Source organism: Streptomyces musisoli (assembly GCF_016741855.1).
In the GTDB taxonomy this organism is placed as follows: domain Bacteria; phylum Actinomycetota; class Actinomycetes; order Streptomycetales; family Streptomycetaceae; genus Streptomyces; species Streptomyces musisoli.
Genome location: NZ_JAERRH010000001.1, coordinates 660,360 through 676,818, shown reverse-complemented (window position 1 = coordinate 676,818; position 16,459 = coordinate 660,360). Strand labels below are relative to the sequence as shown.

13 protein-coding genes are annotated in these 16,459 nt (G+C 73.1%); 6 read left to right on the top strand and 7 right to left on the bottom strand.

What is annotated here, in order from left to right:
• Positions 1-54: 54 nt before the first annotated feature.
• Positions 55-1,263, bottom strand: a complete 1,209-nt coding sequence (locus JK361_RS02785; RefSeq protein ID WP_201813978.1) for a pyridoxal phosphate-dependent aminotransferase — start codon at positions 1,261-1,263, stop codon at positions 55-57.
• A gap of 81 nt (positions 1,264-1,344) precedes the next feature.
• On the opposite strand from JK361_RS02785, the gene JK361_RS02780 reads away from it, so the two are divergent.
• Positions 1,345-1,971, top strand: a complete 627-nt coding sequence (locus JK361_RS02780) for a winged helix-turn-helix transcriptional regulator (protein ID WP_201813977.1) — start codon at positions 1,345-1,347, stop codon at positions 1,969-1,971.
• A gap of 130 nt (positions 1,972-2,101) precedes the next feature.
• On the opposite strand, the gene JK361_RS02775 is transcribed toward JK361_RS02780, so the two are convergent.
• The 3 genes from JK361_RS02775 to JK361_RS02765 all read right to left on the bottom strand — a co-directional run bounded on the left by JK361_RS02775 (position 2,102) and on the right by JK361_RS02765 (position 5,935).
• Positions 2,102-2,902 carry a hypothetical protein gene (locus tag JK361_RS02775; RefSeq protein WP_201813976.1) on the bottom strand — a complete coding sequence of 267 codons (801 nt, stop codon included), beginning with the start codon at positions 2,900-2,902 and terminating at the stop codon, positions 2,102-2,104.
• Positions 2,902-4,164: a VWA domain-containing protein gene (locus JK361_RS02770; RefSeq protein ID WP_201813975.1), complete on the bottom strand. Its 1,263-nt coding sequence runs from the start codon at positions 4,162-4,164 to the stop codon at positions 2,902-2,904. Before JK361_RS02770 ends, JK361_RS02775 begins: the two co-directional genes overlap by 1 nt.
• A gap of 259 nt (positions 4,165-4,423) precedes the next feature.
• Positions 4,424-5,935 (bottom strand): IucA/IucC family protein, encoded by a 1,512-nt coding sequence (locus JK361_RS02765; RefSeq protein WP_201813974.1) that lies wholly within the window; start codon positions 5,933-5,935, stop codon positions 4,424-4,426.
• Between the two features lie 145 nt (positions 5,936-6,080).
• Between JK361_RS02765 and JK361_RS02760 the strand changes: the two genes are divergently transcribed.
• Both JK361_RS02760 and JK361_RS02755 read left to right on the top strand, forming a co-directional pair.
• Positions 6,081-8,111: an IucA/IucC family protein gene (locus tag JK361_RS02760; RefSeq protein ID WP_372448674.1), complete on the top strand. Its 2,031-nt coding sequence runs from the start codon at positions 6,081-6,083 to the stop codon at positions 8,109-8,111.
• Between the two features lie 679 nt (positions 8,112-8,790).
• Entirely contained in the window at positions 8,791-9,705 is a 915-nt protein-coding gene (locus tag JK361_RS02755) for a HipA family kinase (protein WP_201813973.1), read from the top strand.
• Between the two features lie 122 nt (positions 9,706-9,827).
• On the opposite strand, the gene aceB is transcribed toward JK361_RS02755, so the two are convergent.
• Both aceB and JK361_RS02745 read right to left on the bottom strand, forming a co-directional pair.
• Positions 9,828-11,453, bottom strand: coding sequence for a malate synthase A (gene aceB, locus JK361_RS02750; protein ID WP_201813972.1), 1,626 nt, complete (start codon positions 11,451-11,453; stop codon positions 9,828-9,830).
• Between the two features lie 184 nt (positions 11,454-11,637).
• Positions 11,638-12,246, bottom strand: a complete 609-nt coding sequence (locus JK361_RS02745) for a nucleotidyltransferase family protein (RefSeq protein WP_201813971.1) — start codon at positions 12,244-12,246, stop codon at positions 11,638-11,640.
• A gap of 144 nt (positions 12,247-12,390) precedes the next feature.
• Here JK361_RS02745 and JK361_RS02740 point away from each other — a divergent pair, with 144 nt between their 5' ends.
• The gene (locus JK361_RS02740) at positions 12,391-12,705 is read left to right on the top strand and encodes a DUF5955 family protein (RefSeq protein WP_201813970.1); all 315 of its coding nucleotides are present in this window, start codon (positions 12,391-12,393) and stop codon (positions 12,703-12,705) included.
• 146 nt (positions 12,706-12,851) lie between these two features.
• On the opposite strand, the gene JK361_RS02735 is transcribed toward JK361_RS02740, so the two are convergent.
• A complete protein-coding gene (locus tag JK361_RS02735; protein WP_201813969.1) occupies positions 12,852-13,646 on the bottom strand; it encodes an IclR family transcriptional regulator in 795 nt (264 codons plus the stop codon).
• Between the two features lie 272 nt (positions 13,647-13,918).
• Between JK361_RS02735 and allB the strand changes: the two genes are divergently transcribed.
• Positions 13,919-15,259: an allantoinase AllB gene (allB, locus tag JK361_RS02730; RefSeq protein WP_201813968.1), complete on the top strand. Its 1,341-nt coding sequence runs from the start codon at positions 13,919-13,921 to the stop codon at positions 15,257-15,259.
• A 79-nt stretch (positions 15,260-15,338) separates the two neighbouring features.
• Positions 15,339-16,454, top strand: a complete 1,116-nt coding sequence (alc, locus tag JK361_RS02725; protein WP_201813967.1) for an allantoicase — start codon at positions 15,339-15,341, stop codon at positions 16,452-16,454.
• The last annotated feature ends 5 nt before the right edge of the window (positions 16,455-16,459 follow it).

The following is a 16,459-nucleotide window of genomic DNA, read 5'->3' as shown; positions in this document are numbered from 1 at the left end:
CGGACACCGCTCGCTCGCGCCGACGGCGTCCCCGTAGCCGCCGGGGGACCGCGCCTACTGCCGGTACCCTCCGAGGAACCTGCCGATCCGGCCGATCGCCGCCTCCAGGTCGTCCGCGTGCGGCAGGGTCAGGATGCGGAAGTGGTCGGGGGAGGGCCAGTTGAAGCCGGTGCCCTGGACCACCTGGATCTTCTCGCGCAGCAGGAGGTCCAGGACGAACTTCTCGTCGTCGTGGATCCTGTGCACCTTGGGGTCGATGCGCGGGAACGCGTACAGCGCGCCCTTGGGTTTGACGCAGGACACGCCGGGGATCTCGTTGAGCCTCTCCCAGGCCACCGTCCGCTGTTCGTGCAGCCTGCCGCCGGGCCGGGTGAGTTCGTGGATGGACTGGCGTCCGCCGAGGGCTGCCTGGATGGCGAACTGGGCTGGGGCGTTGGCGCACAGCCGCATGGAGGCCAGCATGGTCAGCCCCTCCAGGTAGTCCCGGGCGTGCTGCTTCGGGCCGGTGACCACCAGCCAGCCGCTGCGGAAGCCCGCCACCCGGTACGTCTTGGAGAGGCCGCAGAAGGTGAGGACGACCAGGTCGGGGGCGAGCGCGGCGGCCGAGTGGTGGACGGCGTCGTCGTACAGGATCTGGTCGTAGATCTCGTCGGCGAACACCATCAGGCCGTGCCGGCGGGCCAGGTCGAGGATGCCCTCCACGACCTCCTTGGGGTACACCGCGCCGGTCGGGTTGTTCGGGTTGATGATGACCACGGCCTTGGTGCGGTCGGTGATCTTCGACGCCATGTCGGCCAGGTCCGGGTTCCAGTCCGCCTGCTCGTCGCACAGGTAGTGGACCGCCTTGCCGCCGGCCAGGGTCGTCACCGCCGTCCAGAGCGGGAAGTCCGGCGCGGGGATGAGGATCTCGTCGCCGTCCTCGACCAGGGCCTGGACGGCCATGGAGACCAGCTCCGAGACGCCGTTGCCCAGGTAGACGTCGTCCACGTCCACTTCGAGGCCCAGGTTCTGGTAGCGCTGGGCGACCGCGCGGCGCGCGGAGAGGACGCCGCGGGAGTCCGTGTAGCCGTGCGCCTGCGGCAGCATCCGGATCATGTCCTGGAGGATCTCCTCCGGCGCCTCGAATCCGAAGGCCGCGGGATTGCCGGTGTTCAGGCGCAGCACGCTGTGCCCCGCCTCCTCCAGCGCGTTGGCGTGCTCGATCACCGGGCCCCGGATCTCGTAGCACACCTCGCTGAGCTTGTTGGACTGCCGGAACTCCATGCGCCCCTCCGGAAACTCGTGTTACTTGGTTTTACCAAGTGAGAGCTTGGAAAGTCCAACAACATGTCTAGACTGCGTCGCATGCCACCTCGCCGAAGCTACGACCAGTACTGCTCCGCAGCCCGCGCCCTCGACCTCGTCGGCGACCGCTGGACCCTGCTGATCGTCCGGGAGCTGCTCGCCGGTCCCCGCCGCTACACGGACCTGCACGCGGATCTGCCCGGCGTGAGCACGGACGTACTCGCCTCACGGCTGAAGGACATGGAACGGGACGGCCTCGCGACCCGACGGCGACTGCCGCCGCCGGGTGCCGCTTACGTGTACGAACTCACCCCGCGCGGACGGGAGTTGCTGCCGGTGCTCCAGGCGCTGGGCCGGTGGGGCGAGGGGGAGCTGGGCGAGCGCGGGCCCACCGACGCGGTGCGCGCGCACTGGTTCGCCCTGCCGCTGCTGCGCGCCCTGGACGGCGAGGGTGTCGTCGAAGTCACCCTGGAGGAAGGCGAATTCCACCTCCACGTCGGTGCGGAGGGCGGGCCGGTGTACGGCGACGGGCCCGCGCCGGGCGAGCCGGACGCGCGGCTGGCGATGGACGCGGAGACCTGTGAGTCCCTGGCGCGTGGCGAGTCCGGCCTGCGGGACGCGGTGCGGAACGGGCGGGTGACGGTGTCCGGCGACGGCACCCTCGCCAAGGCGCTGCGGGAGGCGTGAACGCCCGGCACCCGTAGAGACGGGAGGCCCGCCGGCGAGCGGGCCTTCCTTCGCGGTCCGCTGCCGGAGGCGTGAACGCCGGCGCGCGGAAAGACGGGAGGCCCGCCGGTGAGCGGGCCTCCCTTCGTGGTCACACCTGCGGTGGCACGTTGCCCGGCCGCCCCGACCCGCGCGTCAGCGCGTACCCGCCGATCCCGGCGAGGGCCGCGAGCACGGCGCCGATCGCGGTCCACACCCAGCGGTCGGACCACCAGCCGGAGGACCAGCCGTCGTCCGAGCCGAAGCTGGAGAGCACCGCGGTCTTCGAATCGTCCCCGTCCGCCTCGGACTTGACGGCGATGCCGGGGACCAGCGGCTTGCCCAGCCTGCCGTCCACGGCCGCCGCGCCGCCGATGTCCTTGGAGTCGACGCGCACCTCGGCGCCGACCGGCTGGCCGAGGTCCGAGGCGCCGAGGCCCACCACCGTGAGCCGGACGTAGTACGTGCCGGGCAGCGGGTCGTTGGCCCACGGCTCTGCCCAGCCACGCACCGTGCGCAGCACACAGGCCAGTTCGACCGAGGAGGCGCCCTGTGCGGCGGTGCGGGTCGCGGCGCCGTACTGGCAGGCCTGGCGGCGTCGCAGCCCGTCGTACACGTCCAGCTGCCAGGTCTGCGAACCGTGCGTGTCCGGGAGCTTCACCGTCGCCTCGACAGTGGGGCGCTGCCCGGTGTCGGCGGGGAAGGACCAGTACAGGTAGTCACCGGCGGAGCCGGAGGCGGTGGCCCGCTGTCCCTGCTCGATCTCCGTCGCCGTACGGAACGAGGTACCCGCCTGGGTGGGTGACTTGCCGTCGCCGGAGGCGCTCGGGGAGGGCGAGGGGTCGGCGGCGGCCGGCCCGGCGGCCAGCCCCAGCGCCAGCAGCGCGGCGCCCAGCACTCGTGTGATCCGCATCAGTTCGTCCTCCAGACCGCGACCCGCCAGCGCGACAGCCAGCCCCACAGCAGACCGGCCAGGAAGCCGATCAGCACCAGCGCGCCGAGCAGCCACCAGCCGCGGCCGAGACCGAAGGCGGCCACGTCGTGGTGCCCCGACGGCCCGTCGACCACGTCGACGGTCATCTCCAGCGGCAGACCGGGCGTGGTCTTCACGCCGGAGGCCGCCGAGAACGACTGGGTGACCTGGAGACACACCGTCTCCGCGGCCGCCGTGTCGTCGCCGCCGTCCGCCTTCGGGTAGCGCAGGCCGGTGGAGATGACGTCCGTGCGGCCGGTGCCCGCGGCCTCACCGCGCACGATCTCGCGGCCGTGCTCGGTCACCGCCCGCAGCAGCACGCCGTAGTGCGGACCGACGGCCCGGTCGTCCGCCACGCTCACCGAGGCGCGCAGCTCCTGGCCGGGCTCGACGGCCACCTTGTACCAGCGCTGCTGCCCGAACTCCTCACGGTCGGTGTACAGCCCGGACTTGAGTGCCGGCGCCTTCTCGCAGCTCTCCGCGCCCTCGGTGGCCACCGGCGTCACCACCGGATCGGCCGCCCGGTCGACCAACTGGCCCACGCGGTCCGACAGTTCCTCCTTGTGCCGGACGTCGGTGTAGGTGCCGCCGGTCGCGTCCGCGATGCAGCTGAGCTGGGCACGGGTCTTGGCGTCCGGCACCAGGCCGAGGGTGTCGATGGTCAGCCCGATGCCCTTGGCCGCTATCTCGCGGGCCACCTCGCACGGGTCGAGCGGCTGGCAGGTGTCCTCACCGTCACTGATCAGGACGATACGACGGGTGCCGGAACCGCCGTTCAGGTCGTCCGCCGCCTTCAGCAGCGCGGGCCCGATCGGGGTCCAGCCGGTCGGCGCCAGGGTCGCCACGGCCGTCTTCGCGTCGGTCCGGTTCAGCGGGCCGACCGGGTAGAGCTGCGCCGTGTCCTTGCAGCCCTCCTTGCGGTCGTTGCCGTGGTAGTTGGCGCCGAGCGTACGGATGCCGAGCTGGACCTCCTCCGGGGTCGCGTCCAGCACCTCGTTGAACGCCTGCTTCGCCGCGGCCATCCGGGTGCCGCCGTCTATGTCACGGGTGCGCATGGAACCGCTGACGTCCAGCACCAGTTCGACCTTCGGGGCGGCCTGTTCCGTCTCGTCGGCGACCGCGCCGGCGGGGAACGCGATCCCGGCCGTCAGGGCGGCGAGCAGGGCGCAGACGCCTGCCGCCAGCCGTTGTCTTCTGATCATCGCCGGATCCTATTGATCAGATACGTCGGACTACAAAACGCCGGGTGACGATCGCACGCGCGCCCCGCCACACCCCCGTCCGGCCCCTGCGGCGCCCTGGTCCCCAGGGCCCCTCGTTTGGATCATGCCGGCTCGCGGGCCCTGGCACCGTGGGGCAGCTGCCCCCATCACCAGACCGCGCTCCCTGATCCGGCCTGATCCAAACGAAAGACCCTGGGCCGCGCGGCCGCGCCGGGCCGTCGCCGGACATGACGCGAAATCAGCCGGTCACCGGGAACGGAGTCGCGCAAGGATGGGGCAGGGCCGTCCAGATGTCCCCGGCGTGGCCGGGCGAGAGCCGCATCAGGGTCAACGCTTTCGCCGGCAGCGGGCCTTCGCGCAGCGCGATCAGGTCCGAGGTGGCGGGAAGGCCCGGCAGGACGGTCTCGAGGGCGGCGGCCAGCGCCGGACCCGAGCCCGCCGTGCCCGCCAGCGCGCCCGCCACCAGGGAGCCGAACAGCTTGCGGCGCAGGGCGGTCTCGTCGTCGGTGATCAGGCGGCCGGTGACGGCGGGCGGGGTGATGCGGTGACGGGCCAGGCGGGCGGGGCTGATCCGGATGTCCGCGAGGTCGCGGTAGACCAGGCGCAGGGGAGTGCCGTCGGGCGACAGGATCACCAGGAGGTTCTGGCCGTGCGCCTCCAGGGCCACGCCGAGATCCAGCAGGCGCAGGCCCACCGTGAGCGCCAGCCGGGCGAACGCGGCCAGCCAGGCGGGGGAGTCGGGCAGGGACGTGGTGGCGAGGGCCGCCACCGGCAGGACGCGTTCGCCGGGAGCGGCGTACACCGCCGGCGACTCCCGCAGCAACGCGGCCAGGTCGGGGGAGTGGGCCGTGACCGCCCCCAGCGTGCGGGTGATGTGCAGCAGCCCGCCGGTGCGCGCGGCCAGGTCCTCGGCGAAGTCGGACAGGGGCGCCGCGACCCGTACCGAGTAGGGGGAGATGTCCCGCACCGACGAGGTCAGCCGGGCGCTGAGCGCGGTCTTCACATGCGGGCCGCCGGGCAGCGCCAGGGTACGCAGCGACATCAGCGGACGGGCCGGCCGCCAGGCGTCGACCGGCCGCCGGAGGACATGAGCGGCCTGCCAGGGGTGCACCGGCAGCAACAGCCGGTCACGGGAACGGAGTTCCGCGGGCCAGTCACCGGACAGCAGACAGTCGGCCGCCGGTACCGGCACCGTGCCCAGAGCGACCACGGGCCTGTGCTCCGGCCCGTACGCCAGCTGCTCCGCCACCGAGAAACCGGGCCGGGAGCGGCAGTTCGGATGGAACGGGTGCCCGTCGACCACTCGTTGCTCCCACTCCCAGTCCTGGTCCGGCCACTCCTTCGGGTGATCGGCGGCCGCCCGGGACAGCGCCAGCGAGGCCACACTCCCGGCCAGTTCCGCCGCGAACGCGGACGCGTGCGGCACCCCGAGCGCGGCCGTCAGCCGAGCCGGATCGTCGTACCGCTCCCGGTCCAGGCGCACCGCGGTGACGTACGCGCTGGTGGCGTACGGGTCCGCGGGCGGCCCGTGCAGGGTCCGGCCGTCGGCGAGGCGCAGGGCGAGGCCGTGCGTCCCCGGCGCCCGGGCGGTGAGCCACGGCAACGGCTCATGGGCCAGCGCCCGCCACAGCCGGGTCAGCACGGCGGCGCGGGCACCGGGCAGCTCCGCCGCGTACCGGGGCAGCAGACCGGGCCGGACGGCGGCCAGCTCCTCGGCGATCTCGGCCTCGGCGATGGGGGGACGGTGCACGGCAGGGCTCCTCGGGTACGCGGGCACGGCACGATAGTCGGGGACTGCCGGGGACGACAGCCATACTGATCATCACCGGCCCCGGACGGCGCACTGGTGTGCGCGGGGACGACCGCGGGCCCTGGACGACGGACGAATGGAACGCGTGGACCTCACACCCCCCACCGGCGAGACCGGCCGCCGCGCCGCCGCGACCAGCGGCGAGGCCGACCGCCGCGCCGACGCGGCTACCGGCGAGGTTGGCCGCAGCGCCGACGCGGCCACTGGCGAGGTTGGCCGCAGCGCCGACGCGGCTACCGGCGAGGTTGGCCGCAGCGCCGACGCGGCTACCGGCGAGGTTGGCCGCAGCGCCGACGCGGCCACTGGCGAGGTTGGCCGCCGCGCCGACGCGGCTACCGGCGAGGTTGGCCGCCGCGCCGACGCGGCTACCGGCGAGGTTGGCCGCAGCGCCGACGCGGCTACCGGCGAGGTTGGCCGCCGCGCCGACGCGGCCACTGGCGAGGTTGGCCGCAGCGCCGACGCGGCTACCGGCGAGGCCGGCCGCCGCGCCGACGCGGCCAGCGGCGAGGTCGGCCGCAGCGCCGACGCGTACGCGGCCGCGCCCCTGCTCAACTGCCTGCTGCGCGAGGTCGCCGAGCCGCTCCCGGACGCGGCCGGGGACCGCCGCGTCCACCGGCTGCCGGGCGGACGCCTGCTGCGGGTGCGCGCCGGGCGGCGCCCCTCGGACCCCGAGCTGTACACGGCCGGGACCTGGCGCCGCATCGGCCACCCGGAGCTGGTCAAACTGGTCGCCGAGGAACTGCGCCGGTACACCGGGCTGCCCGGCGGCGACCTGCCGGCCGAGATGATCGACAGCCGGGACACGGTCGCCGCCCTGCTCACCGCCCGCGCCCGGGCCACCCCGCCCGGGGACCCGTATCTGCGTTCCGAGCAGTCCCTGCTCACCGGCCATCCGTACCACCCGGCCCCCAAGGCGCGCGGCGGCGGCCCGGCCGCCTCCTGGCTGCCGTACGCCCCCGAGGCGCACGCCCGGTTCCCGCTGGCGCTGCTCGGTGTCCGCGAGGACCAGGTGGCCGAGGAGGGCGACACCAGTGCCCTGGACGCGCTCGGCACTGCCCCGCCCGGCTACCGGCTGCTGCCCGCCCATCCCTGGCAGCTCGACCTGACCGCCCGCGAGCTGGCTCCCGCGTTCGCCGACGGCCGGCTGCTGCGGCTCGGCACCACCGCCTTCGACACCTGGCCCACGGCCGCCGTCCGCACGGTGTACGAGCCCCGTCGCGATCTGTTCCTGAAGTTCAGCCTGGACGTCCGCATCACCAACGACATCCGCCGGCTGTGGCGTCACGACCTGCGGAAGCTTCGCCGTACCGACACCGCCGCCAGGCACGCCTTCACGGAGCGCGGCCGGTCCGCGGCCGGGGACGCGCTCGTGGAGCGGGGCCGGTCCGCGGCCGGGGAGGCGCTCGTGGAGCGGGGCCGGTCCGCGGCCGGGGAGGCGCTCGTGGAGCGGGGCCGGTCCGCGGCCGGGGAGGCGCTCGTGGAGCGGAGCCCGTCCGCGGCCTGGCTGAGCGACCGTGGCTACCGCACTGCCGCCTTCGCCTTCGAGGAGCTGGCCGTGCTGGTCCGGGACGGGCTGCGCGGCCACCTCCTGCCGGGCGCCACCCCGCTGCTCGCGGCGGGTCTCGCCGAGGGCTTCGAGGGCAGCCCGCTGGCCGCCACGGCCGATCCGGACGGCTGGTGGGAGGCGTACCTGCGGCAGGTCGTACCGCCCGCCCTGGCCGCGTTCGACGTCCACGGGGTGGTGCTGGAGGCCCACCTCCAGAACACCCTCGTCGCCGTGGACGCGGCCGGCACGCCCGTGCAGGCCCTGTTCCGCGACGCCGAGGGCGCCAAACTGCTGCCGGACGTCACGCGGGCCGCCGGCTGGGAGCGGCTGGTGTACTGCCTGGTCGTCAACCACCTCACCGAGATCGCCGGCGCGCTCGCCGACCACCATGGGCTGGACCCGTGGCCCGCCGCCCGCCGCGAACTCGCCCGCCACGACCTTCCCGAGATCCCCGCCCTGCTCACCGCGCCGACCCTGCCCGGCAAGACCAACCTGCTGCTGCGCTGGACGGGCGCGGACGGCGCGGACGCCCGCTACCTGCCCTTCCCGAACCCCCTGCGAACCCCCTGACCACCGCCGGAGGACAAGGGAAGCGCAACCGGCCACGAACGGCGTCCAGTGAGGCGCCCGCCGCCCCGCAGGGCCGCGTGGAACAGCGCGACCGACCACGACGCGCCCGCCGGGGGACGGCCGGTGTTCAGGAGGGGGCGGCCGGTGTGCAGTGGTACGCGACGCCGATCTCCGCGATCTCCGCGAGGCACTGTGGCGGGGTGGCCGCCGCCCCGCAGGGCCGCGTGGAACTGCGCGACCAGCCACGACGCGCCCGCGGGGGACGGCCGGTGTTCAGGAGGGGGCGGCCGGTGTGCAGTGGTACGCGACGCCGATCTCCGCGAGGTCCGCGAGGCGCCGTGGCGGGGTGGCCGCCGCCCCGTAGGGGCGCGGGGAACTGCGCGACCGGCCACGATGCGGCCGCGGGGGACGGCCGGTGCCCAGCGGTACTCGTGTTCTTCTCCGCGAGGTGCCGTGCCCCGTAGGGGCGCGGGGAACTGCGCGACCAGCCACGACGCGCCCGCGGTCGATGGCCGGTGCCCAGCGGTACTCGCTTCTCGCCGGTGCCCAGCGGTGCTCGGTGTTCCTCTCGCCGGTGTTCAGGCGGTGCTCGGTGATCTTCTCGTCGGTTTTCAGGAGGGGCGGCCGGTGTGTGGTGGTGCTCGGCGTCGGTCTTCGCGAGGCGTCTACCCTGGCCGGTGTGCTGCGCGACGTGACTGCTGTTCGATACGTGACCCCCCTGCGGTCCGGCGGCTCCGTGCCCGGAGTCGTCGAGGCCGACGACCTCGGCACGTACGTCGTGAAGTTCACCGGCTCGGCCCAGGGCCACAAGGCACTGGTCGCCGAGATCATCGTCGGGGAGCTGGCCCGCGCGCTCGGACTGCGCTTCCCGGAACTGGTCCTCGTCCACTTCGACCCCGCCGTCGCCGCCGCGGAGCCGCACCAGGAGGTGCGCGAGCTGCACAGCGCCAGCGCGGGTCTCAACCTCGGCATGGACTACCTGCCGGGCGCAAGGGACCTCACCCCGGACATCGCCCGGGTCTTCCCGGTGGACCCGCTGGAGGCCGGCCGGATCGTCTGGCTGGACGCCCTCACGGTCAACGTCGACCGCACGGTCCACAGCTCCAACCTGATGGTCTGGCCCACGTTCGGCACCGCGCCCCCGCGGCTGTGGCTCATCGACCACGGTGCCGCCCTGGTCTTCCACCACCGCTGGGACACCACCGCCCCGGGCCGCAGGTACGACTTCCGGCACCACGCACTCGGCCGCTACGACCCCGACGTGCGGGCCGCCGACGCCGAACTGGCGCCCCGGGTGACAAAGGAGCTGCTGCGCGGCATCGTCGCCGAGGTGCCGGACGCCTGGCTCGCGGAGGACGCCGGGTTCGCCACACCCGACGACGTCCGGGACGCCTACGTCGGCTATCTGCTGGACCGCGTCCGGCTCTCGCCCGAGTGGCTGCCCACCGACTTCCCGAGCAGCGAGGAGCTCGCGGCCGAGGAGGCCGCCCGCGCGGCGAAGACCGAGGCGGGCCGCCCGGACTGGCTGAAGCGGGTCCCCGACCTGCACGGCAAGCCGGCGGCGGAACAGGACTGGTCGACGCACCTTGGGTGACCCGGCCTCCCGGAGCCCGCGACGGTCGGTTCCCCCGGTAGACGGCCGAGCGGCCCGGGGAAGGCTCCCGGGCCGCTCGGTGAGATCCTCGGCGAGATCCTCGTGCGGGTCAGTCCTCGAGGTCAGCCCTTGAGCTGCTGGTACGCCGGCAGCGTGAGGAAGTCGGCGTAGTCCTCGTCCAGGGCCACCGTCAGCAGCAGATCGTGCGCCTCCTGCCAGTGGCCGGCCGCGAAGGCCTCCTCGCCGATCTCCTTGCGGATGGCGTCGAGTTCCTCGGCCGCGACCTTGCGGGCCAGCTCCGGCGTGGCCCTGTCGCCGTTCTCGAACTCGACACCGGCGTTGATCCACTGCCAGATCTGCGAGCGGGAGATCTCGGCGGTGGCCGCGTCCTCCATGAGGTTGAAGATGGCGACCGCGCCGAGCCCGCGCAGCCATGCCTCGATGTAACGGATGCCCACCTGGACGGCGTTGACCAGGCCGTTGTACGTCGGCTTGGCGTCCAGCGAGTCGATCGCGATCAGCTCGGCGGCCTCGACGCGGACGTCCTCGCGCAGCCGGTCCTTCTGGTTGGGCTTGTCGCCGAGGACCTTGTCGAAGGACTCCATGGCGATCGGCACCAGGTCGGGGTGAGCCACCCAGGAGCCGTCGAAGCCGTCGCCGGCCTCCCGGTCCTTGTCGGCGCGGACCTTCTCGAAGGCCACCTTGTTGACCTCGGCGTCGCGCCGGGACGGGATGAAGGCCGCCATGCCGCCGATGGCGTGCGCGCCGCGCTTGTGGCAGGTGCGGACGAGGAGTTCGGTGTACGCCCGCATGAACGGGGCGGTCATCGTCACCGCGTTGCGGTCCGGCAGGACGAACCTGGCTCCGCCGTCACGGAAGTTCTTCACGATGGAGAACAGGTAGTCCCAGCGGCCGGCGTTCAGCCCGGCGGCGTGGTCGCGGAGTTCGTAGAGGATCTCCTCCATCTCGTACGCGGCCGTGATCGTCTCGATCAGGACGGTCGCGCGGACGGTGCCCTGCGGGATGCCGACGTAGTCCTGCGCGAAGACGAACACGTCGTTCCACAGCCGGGCTTCGAGGTGCGACTCGGTCTTCGGCAGGTAGAAGTACGGCCCCTTGCCGAGGTCGAGCAGCCGCTGGGCGTTGTGGAAGAAGTACAGGCCGAAGTCGACGAAGGCGCCCGGCACCGGCGTGCCGTCGGCGTCGACGAGGTGCCGCTCGTCCAGGTGCCAGCCGCGCGGGCGCATGACGACGGTCGCCAGCTCCTCGTCCGGCCGCAGGGCGTACGACTTGCCGGTGCGCTCGTCGGTGAAGTCGATGTTCCGGGTGTAGGCGTCGATCAGGTTGGCCTGGCCGAGGACGACGTTCTCCCAGGTGGGAGCGGAGGCGTCCTCGAAGTCGGCGAGCCAGACCCGGGCGCCCGAGTTAAGCGCGTTGATGGTCATCTTGCGGTCGGTGGGGCCGGTGATCTCGACGCGCCGGTCGTTCAGCGCGGCCGGGGCCGGGGCGACCTTCCAGGAGTCGTCCGCGCGGATCGCGGCCGTCTCGGGGAGGAAGTCGAGCGTGGAGGTGCGGGCGATCTCGGCGCGGCGCTCGGCCCGGCGGGCGAGGAGTTCGTCACGGCGCGGGGTGAACCGCCGGTGCAGCTCCGCCACGAAGGCGAGCGCAGCGTCCGTGAGGACCTCTTCCTGCCGGGGCAGGGGCTCGGCGTCGACGATGGCCAGCGGGGACGGCGCTGGTGCGGACATGAGCTGTCACTTCCTTCAGCGGTGGCACCGGGTGCCAAGTGGCACGAATAGGACAGTGAGCGCCCACTGTGCGGTCGGACGCTTCTGAACAGTGGATACTAGTTTCCTCATCGTGGAACTTCAATGGTTTGTTGATGTCGAGATTCTCTGGGTCGAGGCAAGGTGGCGCTCGGTGCCACCCCGTTCACTCAAGGTGGCTCAGGTCGGCCTCGGTGTCGATGTCGTACGGCTCGGCGACGTCCCCGCACTCCACGAGCCGGATCCGGGCCTCGTGCGCCATGAGGTAGGCCCGCGCCCCGCGGTCCCCGACGGCCGTCTCCGCGATGCCCGCCCAGTGGGCGGAGCCGAACAGCACGGGGTGGCCGCGTACCCCGTCATAGGCGGCCGAGACCAGCGTTTTCTCGTCCTCGTAGGCGCCGAGTACCCGGCCCGCCGCGGCCGCCCCGATGCCGGGCTGGTCGACCAGGCCGACCAGGGCCGCGTGCACCCCCGTCCCGGCGAGCGAGGCCAGTCCCGCGCGCAGCGAGGATCCCATGCCCTGCGCCCAGTCCGGGTTGTCCACCAGGACACAGCCGGCCAGGCGGGCACGGCCTCGCACCTCGTCCGCCCCGGCGCCCAGCACCACATGGATCCGCCCGCACCCCGCCGCGCGCAGCACGCCGACCGCGTGCTCGACCAGGGGCCGCCCCCGGTGCGTCAGCAGTGCCTTGGGGCGTCCGCCGAGCCTTCTGCCGCCGCCCGCCGCGAGCAGCAGCCCCGCGACATCCCCCTGAAGATCCCGCTTGTCCGTCATGGGTCCTGCATACCCGACGGCGGCGGAACCGGACGGATTTTCCGGGCCCGGTTCCGTTGGGCTGAATTTCGGTCCGCGCTGTGGCGCTCCCGCACGGTGTGGCGTTTACTGTCCCGCGCACGACGGCGTGCCAGGGGGAGGGCTGTGTTGCGGAGCTTGGGGCAGAGGCCGGTGACCGGCAGCGACGAGGACCCGAGGGTGGCGGAACTGCGGAGCGCGGTGGCCCGGCTGCGTCGCGAACTCGCCGCGTTACCGTCCGACTTCCCCGACCGGGGCATAGCCGAGAACGAGCTGGCCTCCCTTGCGGCCATGGCCTCCGGCGGCGCCCCGGAGACGCCGCGCCTGCGCGGCAGCCTGTTACTGATCGCGGCGGCGATCGGCTCGGTGAGTGCGCTGGCCCGGGGCCTCAGGGGTGTGCGCGAGGCGGTGGATCTTTTCGGTGAACCGCCGCGTACCTGAGGGCGTGTGCCGCGCGGGCCCGCTCAGGGATGCGGGAAGCCGCGCGACCGGCCGCGACGCACCCGCACCCGCACCCGCCCGGGAACGGAGCGGACCGCGCTCCCAGGGCCGCTCGTTCGGATCAGGCCGGATCCGAACGAAAGAACCTAGGCGCCCGAACTGGCCAGGGCCTGGGACAGCTCGAGGGCGATCTGCTGGAGGACCGGCACGATCTTGTCGGTCGCGGCCTCGGTGACCCGCCCGGCCGGCCCGGAGATGGAGATCGCCGCGGCCGTCGGAGAGTCCGGCACGGACACCGCGAGGCACCGCACCCCGATCTCCTGCTCGTTGTCGTCGACGGCGTACCCCGTCTGCCGCACGTCCTCCAGCGCGGCGAGGAACCCCTCCGGCGTGGTGATGGTCTTGTCCGTCGCGGCCGGCATCCCCGTACGGGCCAGCAGGGCCCGCACCTCCTCGTCCGGCACCCCGGCCAGCAGGGCCTTGCCCACACCGGTCGAGTGCGGAAGCACCCGTCGGCCCACTTCCGTGAACATCCGCATCGAGTGCTTCGAGGGCACCTGGGCGACGTACACGATCTCGTCGCCGTCGAGCAGTGCCATGTTCGCCGTCTCGCCGGTCTCCTCCACCAGCCGGGCCAGGTACGGCCGCGCCCAGGTGCCGAGCAGCCGGGAGGCGGACTCGCCGAGCCGGATCAGCCGGGGACCGAGCGCGTACCGCCGGTTGGCCTGCTGGCGTACGTAGCCGCAGGCGACCAGCGTGCGCATCAGCCGGTGGATGGTGGGCAGCGGCAGCCCGCTGGTCGCGGACAGTTCGCTCAGGCCCACCTCGCCGCCCGCGTCCGCCATCCGCTCGAGCAGATCGAAGGCGCGCTCCAGGGACTGCACCCCGCCGGCGGCGGAGGGCTTCGCGGAGTCGGTGGTGCTGGCGCTGGACGTCGGCACGGCGCGTTCCTTTCGATACTGACGGGAGGGCAGAAGCCTACCCGGCAGCCGGTTGACTCCCCGCTTGTACATAGCTACGTTCTGCCTGCTGGAATTCTAATTCCGCCTTATGGAAACGTCCAGAGGGGGAGCCCGGTTACCGTGCCCGGGAGTGCGCCTCTTGACGGCGGAGAAGTGGGAGTGAAGACTCCTTCAACAGAACGTTGAATTCCGTTACGTGGGTGTAAGTCCCGTTTCCCGGGCGTACAACGGCGGTGTAGAGAGGGGTTCGGGTGTCCGACGCTGAACTGGTGCTGCGCTCGACGCGCGTGATCACTCCGGAAGGGACGAGGCCCGCCGTGGTCACCGTCTCCGCCGGGAAGATCACGGCCGTCCTGCCGTACGACGCCGGCATACCTGCCGCGGCACGGCTGGAGGACGTCGGCGACCACGTGCTGCTGCCCGGCCTGGTCGACACCCACGTGCACGTCAACGACCCGGGCCGCACCGAGTGGGAGGGCTTCTGGACCGCCACCCGCGCGGCGGCGGCCGGCGGCATCACCACCCTCGTGGACATGCCCCTCAACTCCCTGCCACCCACCACGACGGTGGACCACCTGCGGGTCAAGCAGGACGTGGCCCGGGACAAGGCGCACATCGACGTCGGCTTCTGGGGCGGCGCCCTGCCCGACAACGTCAAGGACCTGCGCCCGCTGCACGACGCCGGCGTCTTCGGCTTCAAGTCCTTCCTGTCCCCGTCCGGCGTGGACGAGTTCCCGCACCTCGACCAGGACCAGCTCGCCCAGTCCATGGCGGAGATCGCCGGGTTCGACGGGCTGCTCATCGTGCACGCCGAGGACCCGCACCACCTGGCCGCCGCCCCGCAGCACGGGGGCCCGAGGTACGCCGACTTCCTCGCCTCCCGCCCGCGCGACGCCGAGGACACGGCCATCGCGAGCCTCGTCGCGCAGGCCCGGCGGCTGAACGCCCGCGTCCACGTGCTGCACCTGTCCTCCAGCGACGCCCTGCCACTGATCCGCGCCGCCCGCGCCGAGGGTGTCCGCCTCACGGTGGAGACCTGCCCGCACTACCTCACCCTCACCGCCGAGGAGGTCCCGGACGGCGCCAGCGAGTTCAAGTGCTGCCCGCCCATCCGCGAGGCCGGCAACCAGGACCTGCTGTGGGAGGCACTGGCCGACGGCACCATCGACTGTGTGGTCACCGACCACTCGCCCTCCACCGCCGACCTGAAGACCGACGACTTCGCCACCGCGTGGGGCGGCATCTCCGGCCTCCAGCTCAGCCTGCCGGCCGTCTGGACCGAGGCCCGCAAGCGCGGCCACGGTCTGGAGGACGTGGTCCGCTGGATGTCCACGCGGACCGCCGCCCTGGTCGGCTTGGACGCGCGCAAGGGCGCCATCGCCCCCGGCCGCGACGCCGACTTCGCCGTCCTCGCCCCCGACGAGACCTTCACCGTCGACCCGGCCGGCCTCCAGCACCGCAACCGGGTCACCGCCTACGCCGGCAGGACCCTGCACGGCGTCGTCAAGTCCACCTGGCTGCGCGGCGAACGCATCGTCGCCGACGGCGAGTTCACCGAGCCGAAGGGCACGCTGCTCAGCCGCCCCCAGTGAGCCTCCCCCCGTTCTCGGCTCCGCCCGAGAAAGGCCCCACCCGCACCCCGCCGACTCCAGAAAGGACCCCCTGATCACCGTGACGGCGATACCCAGCTTCACCGGCGACGCGAACCCCTACGGAGGCGGCGACCCGTACGCGGACTACCGCACCGCCGACTTCCCCTTCACCCAGTACGCCAACCTCGCCGACCGGCAGCTCGGCGCCGGTGTCATCGCCGCCAACGACGAGTTCTTCGCCCAGCGGGAGAACCTCCTGGTGCCCGAGCGGGCCGAGTTCGACCCCGAGCACTTCGGGCACAAGGGCAAGATCATGGACGGCTGGGAGACGCGCCGCCGGCGCGGTGCCTCCGCCGGCCACCCGTGGCCGACCGCCGAGGACCACGACTGGGCGCTGGTCCGCCTCGGCGCGCCCGGGGTGATCCGCGGGATCGTCGTCGACACCGCCCACTTCCGCGGCAACTACCCGCAGGCGGTCTCCGTCGAGGGTGCCTGCGTACCCGGCTCGCCCTCGCCCGAGGAGCTGCTCTGCGACGACGTGAAGTGGACGACCCTGGTGCCGCGCACCCCGGTCGGCGGGCACGCGGCGAACGGCTTCGCCGTCTCGGCCGAGCAGTGCTTCACCCACCTGCGGATCAACCAGCACCCCGACGGCGGCATCGCCCGTCTGCGGGTGTACGGCGAGGTCGTCCCGGACCCCGAGTGGCTCGCGGTCCTCGGCACCTTCGACGTGGTCGCCCTGGAGAACGGCGGCCAGGTCGAGGACGCCTCCAACCTCTTCTACTCCCCGGCCACCAACACCATCCAGCCGGGCCGCTCCCGCAAGATGGACGACGGCTGGGAGACCCGCCGCCGCCGCGACCAGGGCAACGACTGGATCCGCTACCGGCTCGCCGCCCAGTCCCGGATCCGCGCGGCCGAGATCGACACGGCCTATCTGAAGGGCAACAGCGCCGGCTGGGCGTCCGTGTCCGTCAAGGACGGCGAGGACGGCGAGTGGACCGAGGTCCTCCCGCGCACCCGCCTCCAGCCCGACACCAACCACCGCTTCGTGCTGCCCGAGCCGGCGGTCGGCACCCACGCGCGGATCGACATCTTCCCCGACGGCGGCATCTCCCGCCTGCGCCTGTTCGGCTCCCTGACCGAGCAGGGCGCGAGCGGCCTCGCGGCCCGCCACCAGGAGCTGGGCGGCTGATCCCC